Genomic DNA, 19,865 nt, shown 5'->3' with positions numbered 1-19,865 from the left:
GCCCTCCGGGGTAGAACTGACGGTGACCGGAAAAACCGGCCCGTAGCGACTGTTTGCAGATCGCTGGAAGGGTCTGTCCAGACCCGTTGGACCGCCAGGACAGGAGCGAAGTGTGGCCGATTCGTCTTTCGACGTTGTCAGCAAGGTCGACCGGCAGGAGGTCGACAATGCGCTGCATCAGGCGGAGAAGGAGCTGAACACCCGCTACGACTTCCGTGGCACCGGCGCGAGTATCGAATGGTCCGGTGAGGACAAGATCGTGCTCAGTGCCGAGGCGGAGGAGCGGGTCAAGGCGGCACTCGAGGTGTTCAAGGAAAAGCTGATTCGTCGCGATATCTCGCTCAAGGCCTTCGATGCCGGCGAGCCCGCGGCCTCCGGCAAGACCTACAAAATCACCGGCACGCTGGTGCAGGGCATCGACACCGAGCATGCGAAGAAAATTTCCAAGAAGATCCGCGATGAGGGGCCGAAGGGCGTCAAGGCGCAGATCCAGGGCGACGAACTACGCGTCTCCAGTAAGAAGCGCGACGATTTGCAGGCCGTGATCGCACTGCTGAAGGGGGAGGACTTCGGTATCGCGCTGCAGTTCGTCAATTACCGGTAGGTGTTGTGGCGGCCGCCGCGTGTGTGGCCGCAAAAACCGCTCTGACCACACGGTTTGGAGGTGTGACCGGTGAGTGTGTAACCTCGTTCAAGACTTCGCCGCGCCGGAGTCCGGAATGTAGGTTACGGTGCGGGGCTAGTCATGCCCCCTTAGCTCAGTCGGCAGAGCGTTTCCATGGTAAGGAAAAGGTCAACGGTTCGATTCCGTTAGGGGGCTCGCCGGATTGCCGGTGGTGACCGACTCGGCATCGCTACAACCTCCACTCTGTGGGGCCGGGCGCGGCATCATCAAGCAATGCGACCCCATGGCGGTGTAGCTCAGTCGGTAGAGCAAACGACTCATAATCGTTGTGTCGCCGGTTCAAGTCCGGCCATCGCTACCAGAGACCGATCAGACCATCTGGTTGACCCGAAAGAAGGAATATCGTGGCCGCGAAGTCCACCGATGTCCGGCCAAAGATCACCTTGGCCTGCGAGCAGTGCAAGCACCGCAACTACATCACCAAGAAGAACCGGCGTAACGACCCGGATCGGCTGGAGCTGAAGAAGTTCTGCTCGAACTGCGGTACCCACCGGGCGCACCGCGAATCCCGCTAGTCCACCACGCGTGCCGCTGCCGCGTTGATTGAATTCCGGGTTCATCCCGGACTATCGGGTCGTGACACTTGCGAGGGCCGGACATATGTCCGGCCCTGACGTGTTTTACGACTCGAGTGCGGTGGACGTTGCGCGCGAAGCGAGTAACCGATCGACACAGCCGCCAAGCGGGCATGACGGAGCCGAGCGCTAGCGAGGCGCGGTCGTGAACGCTCCGTCGACTCCGGGGCTCGGGGTCAGATAGGTACAGTCCTCCCGTGACAATCAACACCGGTATAGACGAAGCGGTCGCAACGGACGAAGAACTCGACCCCGCGGCGCATGCCGCGGCGATGGTCGGTCATCACTACCGCGTCGACGACTACTACGAGGTCGGCCGCGAGAAGGTGCGTGAGTACGCCCGCGCCGTGCAGGATTACCACCCGCTGCACTGGGATGAGGACGCCGCGCAGGAATACGGCTACGACGGCCTGCTCGCCCCGCTCACCTTCATCTCCCTGGTCGGAATTCTGGCCCAGCGCAAACTCTTCGAGCAGATCGTCACGGGCTACGACCTGAGCCAGATCATGCAGACCGATCAGATTCTGGAATTCCACCGGCCCATCAAGGTCGGCGACCGGCTGGTCTGCGATGTCTACCTGCACTCGTTCCGGCAGGCCTTCGGCGGCGACATCATCGTCACCAAGAACATCGTCACCGCGCAGAACGATGAGGTGGTGCTCACCACCTACACCACGCTGATCGGGCGCAGCGGCGGCGATATCGATCCGAACCTGCAGGACGCGGTCCGCAATGTGCTCATGCATGGCATCGGTGAGGACGCCCCCAACCACCATCCGCGCACCGGGGCCGGCACCGACGTGCGCGCGGCGCCGGCGCCCGCGATCGTGGCGAACAAGCACGCGATCAACTTCGCCGACGTCACCGTCGGCGACGAGCTGCCCCCGCGCACCGTCCGGCTGACCCGCGGCGATCTGGTGAACTATGCGGGTGTCTCCGGCGACGCGAATCCGATCCACTGGAGTGACGAGGTCGTCAAGCTGGTCGGTCTGGACAACGTGGTCGCGCACGGCATGCTCACCATGGGGCTCGGCGGCGGTTTCCTCACCTCCTGGCTCGGCGATCCGGGCGCGGTCAAGGAGTACAACGTCCGCTTCACCAGTCCGGTCTACGTCGGCTCCGAGGAGCCTGCCGAGGTCGAGTTCACAGGTAAGGTGAAGTCGGTGGATCCGGAGACCCGGACCGCGGTCGTCGCCATTGTGGCGAAGTCGGCGGGCAAGAAGATCTTCGGACGCGCCACCGCGACGGTCCAACTGGCCTGACCTGGTCGATTGACCCTGATTGGCATATGCCGCGGGCGGTAACGTACACTCAGATTTCTGGGGTCACCAGCCGCTGCGCGCTGCTCTGCAAGGGCTGGTTCCAGGTGAGTCCGCAAGGATTCGCCGACGGGGCCGGCATCTGCCGGGGTGGCGCGCGTGTTGTGTGGCACCGGATAGTTAGACCGACAACTGAATAATGAACAGTGGTTGGACGGCTCGAGTGTCCAACCGAAGGGGCGTAGCTCAACTGGCAGAGCAGCGGTCTCCAAAACCGCAGGTTGCAGGTTCAAGTCCTGTCGCCCCTGCCCTGGATGCCAGCGACGAAAGGATCGACGTGGTCGACGAGCGGGATACTCGCCACGGCGCGCATGCGGCCGAGGACGACTACACCGCCGCGGTGGCTCGGCCGAGCGGTAAGAGGTCCGCGCGGCGCAGTCGCAATGCCGATTCGGGCTCGGTCGCCACGATCGATCGGCCGACGTCGACCAAGGCAGCCAAGAAGACCGATCGGGCCGAACGCAAGAAGACGGGTAACCCGTTCAAGCGTTTGATCAAGTTCCTGCGCCAAGTAGTCGCGGAACTGCGCAAGGTGATCTGGCCCAACCGGAAGCAGATGGTCACCTATACGAGCGTTGTTCTGGTGTTCGTGGTCTTCATGGTCGCGTTCATCAGCGGGTTGGATCTGGCGTTCATCAAGGGTGTCAACTGGCTGTTCGGCTAGCTGATCGCCGCCGACGCCGGTAGCCGACCCCGGGGCGGCGCGTTACACAGCGCGCCCGGCCCGGTACGCAAAGGATGTACGTGACGACACAGGAAGCGAGTGCCCCAGTGAGCACCCCGGAGAACGACACAACCGACGAGTTCCCGGTCGACGACGCGGTGCAGACCGTCGAGGAGTCCGTGGCCGTCGAGGATGCTGTGGTCGACGAATCCGACGCCGCTGACGCCGAAGTTGTCGAGGCCGCTCCTGTCGATGCCGAACCCGCCGATCCGGTCGCCGAGATGAAGGCCGCGCTGCGGCGCGCCCCCGGTGATTGGTATGTGATCCACTCGTACGCCGGTTACGAGAACAAGGTGAAGGCCAACCTCGAGACCCGCGTGCAGAACCTGGACCTCGAGGATTACATCTTCCAGGTCGAGGTGCCGACCGAAGAGGTCACCGAGATCAAGAACGGCCAACGCAAGCACGTCAACCGCAAGGTGCTGCCCGGCTACATCCTGGTCCGGATGGAACTCAACGATGAATCGTGGGGCGCGGTGCGCAACACCCCCGGTGTCACCGGTTTCGTCGGCGCCACCTCGCGGCCGTCGCCGCTTTCCATCGACGATGTGGTGAAGTTCTTGGTCCCGGCCGCACAGCAGCAGAAGAAGCCGGCCGCCGAGGCCGTCGCCGCGGCTGCCGCCGCCGATATCGCGCCCAAGCCGGTCATCGAGGTCGACTTCGAGGTCGGCGAGTCGGTGACCGTGATGGACGGGCCGTTCGCGACGCTGCCCGCCAGCATCTCCGAGGTCAATGCCGAGCAGCAGAAGCTCAAGGTGCTCGTGTCGATCTTCGGTCGCGAGACTCCGGTCGAGCTGGCGTTCACCCAGGTCGCGAAGATCTAGTTCCGCTTTTCGGCTCCGGCCGGTACTGCGGGATGAATCGGCCCGGCGGGTCGATTCACCAGGCTTGCAAAGAGCAAGGACACCAAAACCCTAGGAAAGAAAGATGCCCCCCAAGAAGAAGAAGCTCGCCGGGATCATCAAGCTTCAGATCCAGGCCGGCCAGGCGAACCCGGCTCCTCCGGTCGGCCCCGCGCTCGGTCAGCACGGCGTCAACATCATGGAGTTCTGCAAGGCGTACAACGCCGCGACCGAGTCGCAGCGCGGCAACGTCATTCCGGTCGAGATCTCGGTGTACGAGGACCGGACCTTCGACTTCAAGCTGAAGACCCCGCCCGCCGCCAAGCTGCTGCTCAAGGCCGCCGGTGTGCAGAAGGGCTCGGCCGAGCCGCACAAGACCAAGGTCGCGAAGATCACCATGGACCAGGTCCGGGAGATCGCCAAGACCAAGCAGGAAGATCTGAACGCCAAGGACATCGACCAGGCGGCCAAGATCATCGCGGGTACCGCTCGTTCGATGGGTATCACCGTCGAGGCCTGAGTTTCGCACTCGCAATCCCGGTGGGAGGGTCGGCCAGACCCGATAACCACTTCTGAACCACACTAAGGACAGACAATCATGGCAAAACGAAGCAAGGCGTATCGCGCCGCGGCCGAGAAGGTCGATCGCACGCAGCTCTACTCCCCGCTGGCCGCCGCGCGCCTGGCGAAGGAGACCGCAACCACCAAGACCGACGCGACCGTCGAGGTCGCCGTTCGTCTCGGTGTGGATCCCCGTAAGGCCGACCAGATGGTCCGCGGCACGGTCAACCTGCCACACGGCACCGGTAAGACCGCCCGCGTCATTGTGTTCGCGGCCGGCGAGAAGGCCGCCGAGGCCGAGGCCGCCGGTGCGGATGCTGTCGGTGCCGAGGATCTGATCGAGCGGATCCAGGGCGGCTGGCTGGAATTCGACGCCGCGATCGCCACCCCGGACCAGATGGCCAAGGTCGGCCGGATCGCACGTGTCCTCGGCCCGCGCGGCCTGATGCCGAACCCGAAGACGGGCACGGTCACCAACGATGTGACCAAGGCCGTCAACGACATCAAGGGCGGCAAGATCAACTTCCGCGTCGACAAGCAGGCCAATCTGCACTTCGTCATCGGCAAGGCGTCCTTCGATGATGCCAAGCTGGTGGAGAACTACGGCGCCGCGCTGGACGAGATCCTGCGTGCCAAGCCGTCGACCGCCAAGGGCCGCTACGTCAAGAAGGTGACGGTCTCGACGAACACCGGACCGGGCATCCCGGTGGACCCGAACCGCACCCGCAACCTCCTCGACGAGGATGCGTAAGTAGCAGCACACCAGCACCAGGGCGGGAACGCGAATCGCGTTCCCGCCCTTTGCTTTTTCGAGTGGTTGCCGGATTAATTCGCGCGCGGCGATGGTTGCCGCTGAGGTGACCACTGTTCTGCTCATCTCCGGAAGTACGCGCAGTGCTTCGACGAATACCGCCGCACTCCGCACCATTGCGGCGATCGCGCCGGAGGGTATCGAAACCTTCTGGTACGACGGGCTATCCGAACTACCCGCTTTCAGCCCGGATGACGATGGGACCGGACATCCCTCGGTTGTCGCATTGCGCGAACACATGTCCCGCGCCGACGCGGTCCTGCTCTGTACCCCGGAGTACGCGGGCACGCTCCCCGGCAGCTTCAAGAACCTGCTCGATTGGACCGTCGGGACCGCCGACCTCTATGAAAAGCCAACCGCTTTCCTCAATGTCGCCGCCCAGGGGCGTGGCGAGGGTGCGGCCGCGACCCTGACAACGGTGCTGGGGTATATCGGCGCGATCGTCGACCCGGCAATCTGCGCCCGCCTGCCCGTGGCACGCGATGCGGTCGACGCGAACGGCCTTGTCACTACTTCAGAATTCCGCACCCGCGCACTGGCGGCTCTCGACCTGCTGGTCCGTCAGGCGGTCGACCTTGCCGAAGGCGAATCGACATGACGGCCATGCCGACCAGGCCGATCATCAGGACACGGCGGCGTCCGTAGCGGTCGCCGCCGAACAAGCCGGCGAAGGTCAGGGTGTACGCATCGACGGCCCATTGGCCGGTGAGGCCGATGGCCAGTTCCACTCCGATTGAGGGCAGGCAGGGCCACATACATGATGGTGTTGTCGAGGACGACCACCAGTTCCACAAGGCAGATGACGGCCAGGGCAATGAAGCGCCGCACCTGGGTAACTCACCGGGTATGCCCAAAACTCAACTCCCGCATCGCCGTTGGTCCGCGACGTCGGTTTGGTGGTACTCACGAGCGGTAAAAGTTCCGGGGAGCCGGGGAGTGCCGTTTTGGCAGATGGGGCGGGTTCGGCTACTCTGGACCGAAGTAATCGACGAGTTCGATGACTACCCAATCCGTTCTACCGAAGACCGTTGGTTGCTGCGCCCATTCGGGTGTGGTCGAAGGTCCGGCATCGAGCCGGCGGCCCACGCAGGGAGGACCGAGGCTGGGATTCGATCCGGGCTATGCCTCGGTCGATCACCTACTGCGCCCCGGAACGCTCTGCGTTCGGGGCGTTTGCTTTATCGCCGGCCCCTGGTACTCGGCAGTTCGAATACGAACCGACATCCAGAGAGGAGGCGAAGTATGGCAAAACCCGAGAAGGTCACCGCGGTCGAGGAGATCACGGAGCAGTTCAGGAGCTCGTCGGCCACCGTCATCACGGAATACCGTGGTCTGTCGGTCGGTAAGATCACCGATCTGCGTCGCGCGCTCGGCGAAGGCGCTACCTACTCCGTCGCCAAGAACACCCTGGTCAAGCGGGCGGCCGCGGAAGCGGGCGTCGTTGGCCTGGACGACTTGTTCGTCGGACCGACCGCCATCGCCTTCATCAAGGGCGAGCCGGTCGACGCGGCGAAGGCCATCAAGACCTTCGCCAAGGAGAACAAGGCGCTCATCATCAAGGGCGGGTACATGGACGGCGCCGCGCTGTCCGTTGCCGAGGTCGAGAAGATCGCCGATCTGGACTCCCGCGAGGTGCTGCTGGCCAAGCTGGCCGGCGCGATGAAGGGCAACCTGGCGAAGGCTGCCGGTCTGTTCAACGCTCCTGCTTCGCAGGTGGCCCGCCTGGCCGCAGCGCTGCAGGAGAAGAAGCAGGCCGAAGGCGGAGCCGCCGAGTAATACCCGCCCGCGGCGGGAGCGACGGGCCCGGAGGCGCATCGGCGGGTGTCGATGAGCTCTCTGCAAGGCGTACGCGCCCACACAGGGCCCCGTGAGCGCCGCAAATTCAACACAGCGGGTGGATCGCGTGCGGCTCGCCCACATAGACAATCAACTACCGAAAGGAAATATCAATGGCCAACGTTGACGAACTGCTCGAGACCTTCGGCAATATGACCCTGCTCGAGCTGTCGGACTTCGTCAAGAAGTTCGAGGAGAAGTTCGAGGTCACCGCGGCTGCTCCGGTCGCCGTCGCCGCCGTCGCCGGTGGTGCCGCTCCGGCCGAGGCCGCCGAGGAGCAGGACGAGTTCGATGTCATCCTCGAGGGTGCCGGCGACAAGAAGATCCAGGTCATCAAGGTGGTCCGCGAGATCGTCTCGGGTCTGGGCCTGAAGGAAGCCAAGGACCTGGTCGAGAGCGCGCCGAAGCCGATCCTGGAGAAGGTCGCCAAGGAGGCCGCCGAGGCTGCCAAGGCGAAGCTGGAAGAGGCCGGCGCCAAGGTCTCCGTCAAGTAATTCGCGAGTAACTCGCCGAACGGGCGGCCTCCCATGGGGAGGCCGCCCGTTTGCTTTGTCATGAAGCGTGCGCCGCGTAATGCGAATATTGCGAGTGTTTCGGGGTTACTCTTCGGTCAGGTAAGGGTGTGCCGCTTCATGCTCATGGGATACAGTGACCGCACCCACTGTGATGCGACACACCGTGATACCGAATAGCGCGTTTCGCCGGTGGGTGGCTCGCTGAGAATTTCTGGAGGTTGGCGTGGGCGTCGAGGTCAGGACCGAGGGTGTTACCAAATCCTTTGGTTCACAGCGTATTTGGCAGGACGTCACGCTGACGCTGCCCTCCGGTGAGGTCAGCGCGCTGCTCGGCCCCTCGGGTACCGGCAAGTCCGTCTTTCTGAAGTCGCTGATCGGTCTGCTGCGTCCGGAGCGTGGTTCGATCTTCATCGACGGGACCGATATCACGACCTGCTCCAATAAGGAGCTCTACGAAATTCGCAAGCTCTTCGGCGTGCTATTCCAGGACGGTGCGTTGTTCGGGTCGATGAACCTGTTCGATAATGTGGCGTTCCCGTTGCGTGAGCATACGAAGAAGTCCGAGTCCGACATCAAGAAGATCGTGATGGAGAAGCTCGAGCTGACCGGTCTGCTCGGTGCGGAGGGCAAGCTGCCCGGTGAGATCTCCGGTGGTATGCGCAAGCGTGCGGGTCTGGCTCGCGCGTTGGTGTTGGATCCACAGATCATCTTGGTCGACGAGCCGGACTCGGGTCTGGATCCGGTGCGTACCTCTTATCTGTCGCAGTTGTTGATCGATATCAACGCTCAGATCGACGCGACGATCCTGATCGTGACCCACAACATCAATCTGGCGCGGACGGTGCCCGACAACATCGGGATGCTGTTCCGGCGGTCGCTGGTGATGTTCGGTCCACGTGAGGTGCTGCTGACCTCGGAGGAGCCGGTGGTCAAGCAGTTCCTCAACGGTCGCATGATCGGTCCGATCGGTATGTCGGAGGAGAAGGACGAGGCGCAGATGGCGCGCGAGCAGGCCCTCGTCGATGCCGGACACCACCACGGCGGCGCCGAGGAGGTCGAGGGCATCATCCCGCAGATGCGGGCCACGCCGGGTATGCCGGTGCGCCAGGCCGTACTTCGCCGTAAGGAACGTGTCCGCGAAATCATGCACACCCTGCCGCACGCGGCCCAGGTGGCGATTCGTGAGTCACTTGCGGAGAACGATGACACACAGGTAATGGCGTATCAGAATGGCGACCTGGGCGGATACCAGGGCGGGGCATTCGACACAACCGTGCGCCATAACGCAACTAACGGGTAACATCTGCGATCGTGAATTCCACCCTGGCGCGATTGCGGACTCCAATAGAGTCGGGGTTTGGCCAGGCCGGCAATATCTTTGCGCTGCTCATCGACGTTATGCGCAAGACGTTCAAACGGCCTTTCCAGTTGCGCGAATTCATCGAGCAGTCGTGGTTCATCGCGAGTGTCTCGATCTTGCCCAGCGCATTGGTTGCCATCCCGTTCGGTGCGGTTGTCGCGCTGCAGACCGGCTCCTTGATCAAACAACTAGGTGCCGAATCCTTTACCGGCGCAACCAGCGTGCTGGCCACCGTCCAGCAGGCCGCTCCCGTTGTCACGGCATTGATCATCGCGGGCGCGGCCGGATCGGCAGTCGCCGCCGACCTCGGCTCGCGCACGATCCGTGAGGAGATCGACGCACTCGAAGTGCTCGGCGTCGATCCGGTGCAGAAGCTCGTGGTACCACGTGTACTCGGCATGATGCTGGTCGCGCTGCTACTCAACGGTCTGGTGTCGGTGGTCGGCATAGCGGGTGGCTATTTCTTCAATGTCGGGCTGCAGGGCGGTACGCCCGGCGCCTACCTCGCTTCGTTCTCCGCACTGGCCCAACTGCCGGACCTGTGGATCGGCGAAATCAAGGCCTTGGTATTCGGTCTGCTCGCAGGCGTGATCGCCGCGTACAAGGGGTTGCATCCCAAAGGCGGCCCGAAAGGAGTCGGAGACGCGGTGAACCAATCCGTGGTTATCACCTTCATGGTTCTGTTCTTCGTGAACTTGATTCTGACCCTGGTGTATTTGCAAGTCGTCCCCGCCAAGGGCGCCTGACCCGTGGCCACCTCGTACCGCCCCCCGGCCCTGGCGAAAACCGCCCGCCGGGCCCGTGCGATCGCGCGCGTGCCGGTGAATGTCATCGATCGCGCCGGCGATCAGATGTCGTTCTACTCCAAGACCATTGCTTGGATTCCGCGCACCGCCTTGCATTACCGCAAGGAGGTCATGCGGCTGCTCGCCGAGGTGACCTTCGGCAGTGGTGCGCTGGCCGTCATCGGCGGCACCATCGGTGTCATCGTTTTCATGTCCGGCTCGGTCGGTGTTGTTGTCGGCCTGCAGGGCTTCAAGGCATTGGACGCGCTCGGCAGCTCGGTGCTCACCGGTTTCCTCACCGCGTACATCAATACCCGTGAGATCGCGCCGCTGGTCGCCGCGCTCGCGCTGTCGGCAACGGTCGGTTGTGGTTTCACCGCCCAGCTCGGCGCGATGCGGATTTCCGAGGAGATCGACGCGCTCGAGGTGATGGCGGTTCCGGGTGTGCCGTTCCTGGTCACCACCCGGGTGATCGCGGGCTTCCTCGCGGTCATCCCGCTCTATATCGTTGGCCTGCTCGGCACGTTCCTGGCGTCGCGAATGATCAGCATTTGGTTCAACGGACAATCCAGTGGTTCCTATGACCACTATTTCAGTCTGTTCCTGCCACCAGAAGACGTCCTCTATTCCTTCGTCAAAGTGCTGGTCTTCGCATTCGTAATAATCATGGTGCATTGCTATTACGGCTTCCATGCCACAGGCGGACCGGCCGGTGTCGGCGTCGCGGTGGGTCGCGCGGTGCGTGCGGCGATCGTGCTCGTGAATGTGCTCGACTTCTTCCTGAGCCTCGCCATCTGGGGCACGACCACGACGGTGCGGGTTGCCGGATGACCGCCCACATCATCGAAATGAGAAGCGGCAGTGAGGTGCCGTCATGAGCAAAAGCCTGCAGATGTGGCGCGCGACGGAGAAATTGCGCGTCCGGCTGCTCGGTATCGCATTCTTCGTGGTGTGCGCACTATTCCTGGCCACGACGGTCGCGATCTATAACAAGGCGTTCGTCGAGACCGTTCGGGTCCAACTGATCACCGACAGCGTAGGAAATGCGTTGACCCGCAATGCCGATGTGAAGGTGCGCGGCGTCAATGTCGGCGAGGTCAGATCCAGCCGGTCCGAGGGCGGCAAGGTGACCCTCGACCTCGCGATCGATCCCGGTAAGGCACAGCAGATTCCGGTCAATGCGACGGCCCGGCTGCTGCCGAAGACGCTGTTCGGCGAGCGGTATGTGGATCTGGTCATCCCGGACGAGCCGAGTAAGCAGCATCTGACCGAAGGCGTGACCCTGCATCAGGACACCAGCGGCAATGCCATCGAGATCAGCAAGCTGCTCGACGATGTGCTGCCGCTGCTGCAGGCGATTCCGCCGCAGGATCTCGCCTCGACGCTCGGCGCACTGTCCCAAGCGCTTTCGGGGCAGGGCGTGGCGCTCGGTGCGTCGGTGGAGAAGTTGGATCACATCTTCCGCGAGGTCAATGGGGTCATGCCGGATCTGAAGCAGGATCTGGTGAGCTTCGCCGATGTGGCCGCCACCTACTCCGACGCGCTGCCGCAGCTGGTCGACGCATTCAACAATCTGCGCACGACCAATGCGACCATCGTCGGGCGCCGCCCGCAGATCGACACCCTGCTGGCCACGCTGAATCCGACCGCCGCCAGCACCGCGGACTTCCTGATCGCCAACCGCGACAACATCATCGATGTGGCCGCCGATTCGCGGCCCGCGCTGGAGCAGCTGGCGACCTACTCGCCGAGCTACGCCTGCGCACTGGCCAACTTCGCCAAGATGAAGCCGCGCATCGACCAGATCATGGGCTTGGGCACTTCGCGTCCCGGCTCCCGAGTCAGCATCGAGTTGACCAATACCCGCGGCAAGTACCTGCCCAACCAGGACGAGCCGCGCTGGCTGGACACGCGTGGGCCCTGGTGCGTGCCGGAGTACCCGGTCTTCACCGATCCCGGCCAGTACACCGGTGGTCCCAATAATGACGGTTCCTACGCGGTACCGAGCCGCAACCCGGGTGACCAGGACAGCGGCAAGTTGCCGGTGCCGCAGTTCGGCATGTACCCGGCCGCGAATGTGCCGACCACGGCTGGTTCACCGGCCGAACAGCAGACCCTCGGCGCGATCTACGGTGCGGCGAACGGTGTTTCGCCTGACCAGGTGCCCAACTGGGTCACCCGAATCGGTGCGCCGGCATTCCGTGGCAGCGAGGTGAGCGTGCGATGAAACAGCAGATGCGCGGCCTTGGCGGGCCGCTGACCAAGCTCATCATCTTCGTCGTCGTCACACTGTTGGCGACGACGATCCTGGCACTGTCGATCGCCAACTACACCGGCGGCGGCACCGCGTTCAAGGCGCGCTTCACCGATGTCTCCTCGCTCAATCCCGGTGACGAGGTGCGCATCGCCGGTGTCCGGGTCGGCAAGGTCACCAGTGTCTCGATCGTGGACAAGCGCCAAGCCGAGGTCGGATTCGAACTGACCGACCGCAACTGGCTGCCCGCCTCCACGACCGCGACCATCAAGTACCGCAACCTGGTCGGCCAGCGCTATATCGCGCTCGAACAGGGCACGGGCGAGCAGGGCCGCAAACTCAACAAGGGCGCGACCATCGGGCTCGACCACACCAGGCCCGCACTGAATCTGACCACACTGTTCAACGGCTTCCGTCCGTTGTTCCAGACGCTGACCGCCGATGATGTGAACAAGCTGTCCTACGAGATCATCCAGGTCTTCCAGGGTGAGCAGGGCACTATCCACGATCTGGTCGCGACCACCGCGAACCTGACGAACAAGATCGCCGACAAGGACGCCGTCATCGGTGATCTGGTGCGCAACCTGACGGCCGTACTCGATGCGGTCAATGAGCGCGAGGGGCAGTTCGATCAGCTGATCGTCAATACCGAGGCGTTGGTCAGCGGACTGGCCGCCGATCGCGATACCATCGGCAGCTCGGTCACCTCACTCGGCAATCTGGCCTCGGCCACCGCGGATCTACTCGTACCAACCCGCCCGACGCTGCAAGGTTCGATCGCCGGGCTCAGCCAGCTGACCGGCACCATCGACGAGCGCAAGGACGAAGTGAATACCGCGCTGACGAATCTGCCGATCAAGATGGAAAAGCTCGGCCGCGCCGGCAGTTACGGCTCCTGGTTCCAGTTCTATCTGTGCGGTATCGACATCGTGGTCGGACCGGGCGCGGTGGACGCGCCGCAGCTCAACCTCCCGGCCGGGCTGCCGACGGTCAACCAGCCGCTCTACACCAATGCCGCGCCGCGCTGCCAGGGGAAGGGTGGTCACTGATGGACGACCGGATCCTGCTCGGCAAGCGCAGCCCCGCGTTCATGGGTGCGCTCGGCATCGTCATGGCGCTGCTCGCGACGATCTCCGCGTTCTTCCTGGACAGATTGCCGATCATCGGCGCGGCAACCAAATACACCGCGCAGTTCTCCGAGGCCGCCGGCCTCAAGAAGGGCAATGAGGTTCGCATCGCAGGTGTGAAGGTCGGTGCGGTATCGGATGTTCGGCTCGACGGCAATAAGGTGCTCGTCGACTTCCGCACCCAGGACGCGTGGATCGGCAACGAGACCACTGCCTCCATCCAGATCAAGACCGTGCTCGGTCAGAAGTATCTTGCGCTGGATCCGAAGGGTTCCGGGCCCGCCGATCCGAGCAAGGTGATTCCGTTGTCGCGCACGGTATCTCCGTACGATGTGGTGGACGCATTCAGCGATGCGGCCAAGAGCATCGATCAGATCGACACCGCGCAGCTGGCCACCAGCATGCGGGTGCTCTCGGAGGCGTTCGAGACCACACCGCCGGAGATCCGCAACTCCATCGACGGTGTCGCCCGGCTTTCGGAAACCATTGGCAAACGCGATGAGGAGCTGAAGAAGCTCTTCGCGGCGGCCAGGCAGACCACCGGCGTGCTCGCGGACCGCAATCAGCAGTTCGAGCGCCTGCTGGCCAATGGCGGACAGTTGTTGGCCGAGTTGAATATTCGCCAGCAGTCCATCGCACAGCTGCTCACCGGCGCCAAGACGGTGTCGGCCGAACTGAGCGCGCTGGTCGCCGATAACGAGAAGCAGATGGGCACGGCATTGACCAACCTCGAGGCCGCCATCGACCTGCTGAACAAGAACCAGCAGAACATTTCCAAGACGCTGGAACTCGCGGCGCCGTTCTACGGCCTTTATGCCAATGTGCTCGGCACCGGTCGCTGGTTCGACGCGGTGATCGTGAACCTGGTCCCGCCGGGTCTGCCGGAGATTCCAGGCGACCGGCCGCCGGTGCGCACCATGGGAGGTAACTGACATGGGGGTGAACTGGCCCCGTAAGGAGCCGCTCACCGCGCTGCGGGCCTCGCGTCGCGGCACCAAGGTGGGCATCGCGATCGGCGTGATCGCGGCGCTGGTCCTGGCCGGTGCCCTCTGGTGGCTCTTCGACCGGATGACCACGACCAAGATCACCGCGTATTTCGACCGCTCTGTCGGCATCTACGAGGGTTCGGATGTGCGCATCCTCGGTGTGCCGGTGGGCAAGGTGGATTCCGTTGAGCCGCAGGGCGATCAGGTCAAGGTGGTGATGCGCGTAGGCCGTGGCTACGATGTGCCGGCCGAGGCCAAGGCCGCGCAGATCACGCCGTCGATCGTCTCCGACCGCTACATCCAGCTGACCCCGGCCTATACCGGTGGACCGAAAATGGGCCGCACGGCGACCATTCCGCGCGATCGCACGGTCACCCCGGTCGAGGTCGACCAGCTGTACAAGAGTATTACCGAACTCTCGGATGCATTGGGCCCAAACGGCGCCAACGCCGAGGGGGCGGTGAACGAATTGGTGCGCACCTCCGCGGCGAATCTGGCGGGCAACGGAGAGGCGTTGGCCAACAGCATCACTCAGCTCTCGCGCGCGGCGCGATTCCTGAGTGATGCCCGCGGCGATATCTTCGACACCGTCAAGAATCTGCAGACCTTCGTCACCATGTTGGCCCAGAACGACCAGCAGGTGCGGCAATTCAATGCCCAGCTCGCGGATCTGTCGACCTTCCTCGCGGGGGAACGTCAGGATCTCGGTGCGGCACTGAATCTGCTGTCGGTGGCACTTGGCGATGTCGCCCGGTTCATCGACGAGAACCGGGATCTGGTCCAGCAGAATGCCCAGGGCCTGACCACGCTCACCGCGACGCTGGCCAAGCAGCGCGACGATCTGGCTGCTGCGCTGCCGGTGCTGCCGCTGGCGCTGAGCAACCTGATCAATATCCACAATGCCGAATCCGGCACCCTCGATATGCGCGCGAATCTCACCGATCTGCAGGATCCGTTCGGTGTGGTGTGCAAGATGCTGGATCTGAGCAAGTTGATGCCGGGCGATCCGAAGTTCGAGGCACTCGGCAAGCAGATGCGCCCGATCCTGGAGCACTGCAAGGAGATCACCGATCAGATCACCGCCGGTGTGCAGACGCCGACGCTGATCCTGCCGTTCGGCATCCTCAGCAATGAGAACGAGCAGCGCGCCCCGGTGCCGGGCACGGTCCCGGGCACCCCGTCCGATCAGCTTCCGCCCTCGCAGGGAGGCGGGCCGCGATGAACATGCGAATCCGTTCCACGGCACGCACTTTCAGCGCTGTGCTGGTGGTCGGCATGAGCGCGGTCCTGGTGACCTCGTGCTCGTCCGAGGGCATCTACGCGGTGCCGCTGCCCGGCGGCGCCGATGTCGGCGACCATCCGATGACGATTGATATCCGCTTCGACGATGTGCTCGATCTGGTGCCGCAGTCCGCGATCAAGGTCGAGGGAGTGGCGGTCGGCCGCGTCGAGAAGATCGCACTGGCACCGGACGGCTGGACCGCCAGCGTGCGCGCGCTGGTGAATTCCTCGGTCGATCTGCCCGCCAATGCGCGAGCCGAGGTACGGCAGACGAATCTGCTCGGCGAGAAGTTCATCGAGCTGTCCAAGCCCGTCGAGGAACCAGACAGCAACAAGCTCGGTAATGGTTCGGTCATCCCGGTTGACCACACCCGGCACGCGACCGAGATCGAGCAGGTGCTCGGTGCGCTGTCGTTGCTGCTCAACGGCGGTGGTGTCGCACAGCTGCAGCCGATCGTCACCGAGCTGAACAAGACCCTCGGCGGCCGCGAGGAGCGGGTGCGCTCGCTGCTGGATCAGGCCAATATCCTGATCTACGGACTGAACGAGCAGGTCGACGACATCACCAGGGCCATCGACGGACTCGCCACGCTGAGCAATCGGGTGAGCACCCAGACCGATCAGATCAGCCGGATCATCGATGAGCTGCCGCATGGCATCAAGATCCTGAACGAGCAACGGCCACAGCTGATCGCGCTGCTGCAACAGCTGGATCGGGTGGGCCAGGCCGGATTCGACGTGCTGAACCACTCGAAGGACGACCTGATCAAGGATCTGACCTCGCTGCGTCCGACGCTGCAGGAACTCGGCAAGGCCGCACCGGATCTTGTCACCGCGCTACCGCTGGTGCCGACCTATCCCTTCCCGGACTCGACGCTGGAAGGCACGTTCGGTGGTCAGGTGAACACCTGGCTCTCGGTGGATCAGCAGATCGGTGTCACGCTCAGCAATCTAGGTGTCGGTAAGGGCGATCCGGTGTACATCCCGCCGCCCTACGGCCCTGAGGTGCCGGTGAATCCGACCAATCCGTATTACGGCGGCAATGGTCCGCGACCGGGTTGGCCGACGGTTTCGCTGCTGCCGCTGCCGCCCAATATGCCTCGCTTCCCGGCCGGCCTGCCGCAGCTGCCGACCGATCCGCTCGGGGCGATTCTCGACCAGATCGGAGGTGGGCAGCGATGACTCGTCTGATGCGCTATCAGCTGGTCGCATTCGTCGTGATCGCGGTGCTCGGCGTGGTTTTCGTCGGTGCCAAATATGTTCGGCTCGATCACATGCTCGGCATCGGCGAGTACAACGTGAAGGTCGACGCCAAGCAGACCGGCGGCATCTACAAGGGTGCCGAGGTGACCTACCGGGGTGTCCCGGTCGGCCGGGTCGGCAATCTCGAACTCACCGACACAGGTGTAGCGATCAATCTCGTTCTCGATTCGAGTGCGCCGAAGGTGCCGGAGTCGGCCCGCGCGGTGATTGCCAACCGCTCGGCCATCGGTGAGCAGTACGTCGATCTGCAGCCCGATTCCGACAAGGGCCCGTATCTGCGCGACGGTTCGGTCATCACCTCGGCGACGACACCGATTTCGGTCGAGCAGCTGGTCCAGAGCGTGGATACCTTCACCCGCTCGGTCGATCTCACCGCGCTCGAGACCACCGTCACCGAACTCGGCAAGGCCTTCGACGGCAAGGGCGACGACCTCCAGGTCTTCATCGATTCGCTGAACAAGTTCACCGCGACGTTCAACGACACACTGCCACAGACGATTCAGCTGATCCGCGACGGCCGGATCGCCCTGGGTACCCAGGCCGAGCAGTCGGGCTACATCCGGCAGTTCAGCCAGGGCTTGGACGAGCTCACCGCCCAGCTGCGCTCCAGCGATCCGGATATCCGCCGCCTCATCGGCACCGGCACCGATGCCGGTCAGCAGATCACCGCGCTGCTGAACGAGAGCGGCGGTGCGCTCACCGAGGATCTGACCAACTTGCGTCAGCTGCTGCTGTCCATCTCGCCGAAGTTCTACGCGCTGCGCCCGCTGCTGCAGATGGTGCCGCAGCTGTCCATCGGCGCGTCGTCCACCGCGCCGGGCGACGGCACCAGCCACTTCGGCCTGGTGCTCGAGGTGAACAATCCGCCCGCCTGCACCCAGGGTTACGAGGGCACCCAGGCCATCCTGGCCCAGATGAAGCGGGAGAATCCGGACTTCGACGACACCCGCGACGACTTCCCGTTCAACAAGGACGCGAAATGCACTGTGCCGTTCGGCAATCCGACCGCGGTGCGCGGCGGAATGCGCGCCGACCTGGCGGACCCGAGCATTGCGCAGCCCTGGGATGCCACCCCCAAGACCGATCCCGAGAAACTGAATCTGAACCCGATCGCCGTGCAGATGGCCACCCTGCTGGGGGTCACGCCCAAGCGGTGAGCAGGACCTATGCGGCTACTCAGCAGTAACTTACGTTAGGGTGTGACGCCGTGAGCGAGCGAAGCGAGCGAACCAAGGGCACAGCGCCCGTGATGGGCACGACCGTGCCGAGCGTTAGCGAGGTACGGTCGTGAGCATCGACATGTCCAAGGAAACGCCGGCTGCTACCGGCTCAGATTCCATGGAAGCTGATGCCGCAGCGCATGACGCGACGGCATCGGATCGCGAGCGCCCGACGGTCGCGGCCGCGGATGCCGCAGGTGGCCGACCCGCGGTCACCATGGTCGCGGCCACCGCGCTGGTCGTCGCATTGATCGCCGCGGTCTGGTTCGGCACCGGCTGGGTGCGCGCGGCATTCTTCACCGACGGTCCGCGCGCCGAGGCACGCGATACCGCGCTCGCCGATGCCAGGCAGGCCGCGATCAATCTGATGTCGCTGGATCCCAATGATGTCGACGGTTCGCTCGAGCTGATCCAGTCATCGATGACCGGATCGCTGCTCGACGATGCCACCAAGACCCAGGATCAGTTCCGCGAGCAGGCCAGGCAGGCCAAGACCAGGCTGGAGTCCAAGGTCATCGGCTCCTCGCTGACCGCGCTGAACTCCGAGCGCGACCACGCTTCCGCGCTGATCGTGCTGCAGACCACCAGGACAGTCCCGGATGTCACGCCGTATTCCTACCGTCAGACCTGGGCCCTCGATCTGGTCAAGCAAGGTGAGGTCTGGAAGGCCGAGAAGGCGAGTCCATTGAGTCAGCCCATCCCGCTGAATCAGCCGACTGCCGGACAGCCCGGTGCGACGCCGTCCGAGGGCGCCGCACCCAAGCCCGGATCGTAGGAGAACCCGTCATGGCATCTCGTCGACCAGTCAATCGGGTCACTCCCCGCAACCGTCCCACCGTCGGCCGCACTGCGGCGAACACCGGGTCCGGCGCCACGCGGCGCAGCACCCGCGCGAGCGACGAAGCGACCACGAAGCGCCGGGCAAAGGTCGCCGGGGTCGCCGGTACCGCGGAATCGGCCAGCCCGGCTCCAGATCCCGCCGAGCCGTCGCGGCCGTGGTCGCAGCGGCTGCGTCCAACGACGGGTTGGAGCGTGGCCGCGGCCCTGCTCGTCGTCGCTGTGCTACTTGGCGCATTCGCGACGGTCGCGGCCTTCCGTCCTGGCATCGACGATTCGAATGCGGCCTATGTGAACAGCAAGGCCACCGAAGAGGTGACCGCGGCCGCCTCACACGCCTTGAAGACCATCTACGCCTACGACGTGAACAAGCTCGACGGCTACAAGGGTGCGGTGCACGGGGTCGTCACCGGGCAGATGCTGGCCGATTTCGACAAGTACGCCGATACCAATCTCACCGCCCTGAAACAGGCGCAGACCAGCGCCGATGCCATCGCCGACCCGATCGGTGTGACGTTGCTCACCGAGGATAGGGCCGAGCTGCTGGTGAACTTCGTGGTCAGCGCGAACAAGAACGGAGTCGCCCAGCAGAGCGCATCCGGCCCGATCGTGCTGAAAATGCAGAAGGTGGACGGCAAGTGGCTGGCCGCGGCCATCGTCGATCAGTGATTTCGGCGGCATAAGCCCAGCGGGGCAGGGGATCTGGACGATCATCGCATCGGTCTCGCCACTTGACGAGTTTCGCCGGACACGTCACGCTATTCACAACAGCGGCAGCTGTCACAGTGGCTTCATGAGCCCCGTGACTATCCCGACGCAGCCAGCGATTCGGGCATGACACGCGGTTATAACGGTCGCGGCGAGCCGCCACGCGGCGGATGGTT

General features: G+C 63.9%; 21 protein-coding genes, 3 tRNA genes and 1 pseudogene. 24 read left to right on the top strand and 1 reads right to left on the bottom strand.

The features are described 5' to 3' along the window. The first annotated feature begins 112 nt into the window (after window positions 1-112). From AB0L63_RS03550 to AB0L63_RS03500, 11 genes are all read left to right on the top strand, one after another. Window positions 113-604, top strand: a complete 492-nt coding sequence (locus AB0L63_RS03550) for a YajQ family cyclic di-GMP-binding protein (protein WP_062983802.1) — start codon at window positions 113-115, stop codon at window positions 602-604. Window positions 605-747: 143 nt separating this feature from the next. Next, window positions 748-820 (top strand) — tRNA-Thr (locus tag AB0L63_RS03545). 90 nt (window positions 821-910) lie between these two features. Then, window positions 911-986: transfer RNA gene (locus tag AB0L63_RS03540), tRNA-Met, on the top strand. A gap of 43 nt (window positions 987-1,029) precedes the next feature. Further along, window positions 1,030-1,200, top strand: coding sequence for a 50S ribosomal protein L33 (rpmG, locus tag AB0L63_RS03535; RefSeq protein ID WP_357429959.1), 171 nt, complete (start codon window positions 1,030-1,032; stop codon window positions 1,198-1,200). Window positions 1,201-1,463: 263 nt separating this feature from the next. Continuing rightward, a complete protein-coding gene (locus AB0L63_RS03530; protein ID WP_364494039.1) occupies window positions 1,464-2,522 on the top strand; it encodes a fused (3R)-hydroxyacyl-ACP dehydratase subunits HadA/HadB in 1,059 nt (352 codons plus the stop codon). 232 nt (window positions 2,523-2,754) lie between these two features. Beyond that, window positions 2,755-2,827 (top strand) — tRNA-Trp (locus AB0L63_RS03525). Between the two features lie 29 nt (window positions 2,828-2,856). Beyond that, window positions 2,857-3,243: a preprotein translocase subunit SecE gene (gene secE / locus AB0L63_RS03520; RefSeq protein ID WP_364493830.1), complete on the top strand. Its 387-nt coding sequence runs from the start codon at window positions 2,857-2,859 to the stop codon at window positions 3,241-3,243. A 107-nt stretch (window positions 3,244-3,350) separates the two neighbouring features. Then, a complete protein-coding gene (gene nusG, locus AB0L63_RS03515; protein ID WP_364494037.1) occupies window positions 3,351-4,127 on the top strand; it encodes a transcription termination/antitermination protein NusG in 777 nt (258 codons plus the stop codon). Between the two features lie 103 nt (window positions 4,128-4,230). Beyond that, entirely contained in the window at window positions 4,231-4,665 is a 435-nt protein-coding gene (gene rplK, locus AB0L63_RS03510) for a 50S ribosomal protein L11 (RefSeq protein ID WP_364493826.1), read from the top strand. A 78-nt stretch (window positions 4,666-4,743) separates the two neighbouring features. Next, window positions 4,744-5,457, top strand: a complete 714-nt coding sequence (rplA, locus tag AB0L63_RS03505) for a 50S ribosomal protein L1 (protein WP_364493823.1) — start codon at window positions 4,744-4,746, stop codon at window positions 5,455-5,457. Between the two features lie 106 nt (window positions 5,458-5,563). Next, window positions 5,564-6,115 carry an NADPH-dependent FMN reductase gene (locus AB0L63_RS03500; RefSeq protein ID WP_364493821.1) on the top strand — a complete coding sequence of 184 codons (552 nt, stop codon included), beginning with the start codon at window positions 5,564-5,566 and terminating at the stop codon, window positions 6,113-6,115. Here AB0L63_RS03500 and AB0L63_RS03495 read toward each other — a convergent pair. Then, a pseudogene (locus AB0L63_RS03495) lies at window positions 6,105-6,345 on the bottom strand (MFS transporter); the annotation flags it as partial. The gene AB0L63_RS03500 and the pseudogene AB0L63_RS03495 sit on opposite strands and share 11 nt — an antisense overlap. A gap of 414 nt (window positions 6,346-6,759) precedes the next feature. Between AB0L63_RS03495 and rplJ the strand changes: the two are divergent. The 13 genes from rplJ to AB0L63_RS03430 all read left to right on the top strand — a co-directional run bounded on the left by rplJ (window position 6,760) and on the right by AB0L63_RS03430 (window position 19,650). Beyond that, window positions 6,760-7,293 (top strand): 50S ribosomal protein L10, encoded by a 534-nt coding sequence (gene rplJ, locus AB0L63_RS03490; RefSeq protein WP_364493818.1) that lies wholly within the window; start codon window positions 6,760-6,762, stop codon window positions 7,291-7,293. 173 nt (window positions 7,294-7,466) lie between these two features. Then, window positions 7,467-7,847 (top strand): 50S ribosomal protein L7/L12, encoded by a 381-nt coding sequence (gene rplL, locus AB0L63_RS03485; protein ID WP_364389602.1) that lies wholly within the window; start codon window positions 7,467-7,469, stop codon window positions 7,845-7,847. Window positions 7,848-8,091: 244 nt separating this feature from the next. Further along, on the top strand, window positions 8,092-9,168 hold the full coding sequence (locus tag AB0L63_RS03480) for an ATP-binding cassette domain-containing protein (RefSeq protein WP_364493815.1): 1,077 nt from the start codon (window positions 8,092-8,094) through the stop codon (window positions 9,166-9,168). A 98-nt stretch (window positions 9,169-9,266) separates the two neighbouring features. Then, window positions 9,267-9,974 carry an ABC transporter permease gene (locus AB0L63_RS03475; protein ID WP_245567391.1) on the top strand — a complete coding sequence of 236 codons (708 nt, stop codon included), beginning with the start codon at window positions 9,267-9,269 and terminating at the stop codon, window positions 9,972-9,974. 105 nt (window positions 9,975-10,079) lie between these two features. Continuing rightward, on the top strand, window positions 10,080-10,844 hold the full coding sequence (locus tag AB0L63_RS03470) for an ABC transporter permease (protein ID WP_364494034.1): 765 nt from the start codon (window positions 10,080-10,082) through the stop codon (window positions 10,842-10,844). A gap of 43 nt (window positions 10,845-10,887) precedes the next feature. Then, window positions 10,888-12,240 carry an MCE family protein gene (locus AB0L63_RS03465; RefSeq protein WP_364493812.1) on the top strand — a complete coding sequence of 451 codons (1,353 nt, stop codon included), beginning with the start codon at window positions 10,888-10,890 and terminating at the stop codon, window positions 12,238-12,240. 8 nt (window positions 12,241-12,248) lie between these two features. Beyond that, entirely contained in the window at window positions 12,249-13,316 is a 1,068-nt protein-coding gene (locus AB0L63_RS03460) for an MCE family protein (protein WP_364494031.1), read from the top strand. Further along, on the top strand, window positions 13,316-14,326 hold the full coding sequence (locus tag AB0L63_RS03455; RefSeq protein WP_364493809.1) for an MCE family protein: 1,011 nt from the start codon (window positions 13,316-13,318) through the stop codon (window positions 14,324-14,326). The genes AB0L63_RS03460 and AB0L63_RS03455 overlap by 1 nt, the downstream gene beginning before the upstream one ends. 1 nt (window position 14,327) lies before the next feature. After that, window positions 14,328-15,602, top strand: coding sequence for an MCE family protein (locus AB0L63_RS03450; RefSeq protein WP_364493806.1), 1,275 nt, complete (start codon window positions 14,328-14,330; stop codon window positions 15,600-15,602). A 53-nt stretch (window positions 15,603-15,655) separates the two neighbouring features. After that, window positions 15,656-16,843 (top strand): MCE family protein, encoded by a 1,188-nt coding sequence (locus AB0L63_RS03445; RefSeq protein WP_364494028.1) that lies wholly within the window; start codon window positions 15,656-15,658, stop codon window positions 16,841-16,843. Beyond that, window positions 16,840-18,081 carry an MCE family protein gene (locus tag AB0L63_RS03440; RefSeq protein WP_364493803.1) on the top strand — a complete coding sequence of 414 codons (1,242 nt, stop codon included), beginning with the start codon at window positions 16,840-16,842 and terminating at the stop codon, window positions 18,079-18,081. Before AB0L63_RS03445 ends, AB0L63_RS03440 begins: the two co-directional genes overlap by 4 nt. 130 nt (window positions 18,082-18,211) lie before the next feature. Further along, on the top strand, window positions 18,212-18,919 hold the full coding sequence (locus AB0L63_RS03435; RefSeq protein ID WP_364493800.1) for a hypothetical protein: 708 nt from the start codon (window positions 18,212-18,214) through the stop codon (window positions 18,917-18,919). An 11-nt stretch (window positions 18,920-18,930) separates the two neighbouring features. After that, on the top strand, window positions 18,931-19,650 hold the full coding sequence (locus tag AB0L63_RS03430) for a hypothetical protein (protein WP_364493797.1): 720 nt from the start codon (window positions 18,931-18,933) through the stop codon (window positions 19,648-19,650). Window positions 19,651-19,865: the final 215 nt, after the last annotated feature.

The sequence above is a fragment of the Nocardia sp. NPDC051990 genome (assembly GCF_040680755.1).
GTDB lineage: Bacteria > Actinomycetota > Actinomycetes > Mycobacteriales > Mycobacteriaceae > Nocardia.
This window is presented reverse-complemented; position numbering and strand designations above follow the sequence as displayed.

Bases quoted from the DNA above. Each gene is read 5' to 3' on its own strand.
- AB0L63_RS03455 (WP_364493809.1), top strand. From the start codon at position 13,316: ATGGACGACCGGATCCTGCTCGGCAAGCGCAGCCCCGCGTTCATGGGT.
- rplJ (WP_364493818.1), top strand. From the start codon at position 6,760: ATGGCAAAACCCGAGAAGGTCACCGCGGTCGAGGAGATCACGGAGCAG.
- AB0L63_RS03475 (WP_245567391.1), top strand. From the start codon at position 9,267: ATGCGCAAGACGTTCAAACGGCCTTTCCAGTTGCGCGAATTCATCGAG.
- AB0L63_RS03460 (WP_364494031.1), top strand. From the start codon at position 12,249: ATGCGCGGCCTTGGCGGGCCGCTGACCAAGCTCATCATCTTCGTCGTC.
- AB0L63_RS03465 (WP_364493812.1), top strand. From the start codon at position 10,888: ATGAGCAAAAGCCTGCAGATGTGGCGCGCGACGGAGAAATTGCGCGTC.
- AB0L63_RS03440 (WP_364493803.1), top strand. From the start codon at position 16,840: ATGACTCGTCTGATGCGCTATCAGCTGGTCGCATTCGTCGTGATCGCG.
- rplA (WP_364493823.1), top strand. From the start codon at position 4,744: ATGGCAAAACGAAGCAAGGCGTATCGCGCCGCGGCCGAGAAGGTCGAT.
- AB0L63_RS03430 (WP_364493797.1), top strand. From the start codon at position 18,931: ATGGCATCTCGTCGACCAGTCAATCGGGTCACTCCCCGCAACCGTCCC.
- rplL (WP_364389602.1), top strand. From the start codon at position 7,467: ATGGCCAACGTTGACGAACTGCTCGAGACCTTCGGCAATATGACCCTG.
- AB0L63_RS03470 (WP_364494034.1), top strand. From the start codon at position 10,080: ATGTCGTTCTACTCCAAGACCATTGCTTGGATTCCGCGCACCGCCTTG.
- rplK (WP_364493826.1), top strand. From the start codon at position 4,231: ATGCCCCCCAAGAAGAAGAAGCTCGCCGGGATCATCAAGCTTCAGATC.
- AB0L63_RS03445 (WP_364494028.1), top strand. From the start codon at position 15,656: ATGAGCGCGGTCCTGGTGACCTCGTGCTCGTCCGAGGGCATCTACGCG.
- AB0L63_RS03450 (WP_364493806.1), top strand. From the start codon at position 14,328: ATGGGGGTGAACTGGCCCCGTAAGGAGCCGCTCACCGCGCTGCGGGCC.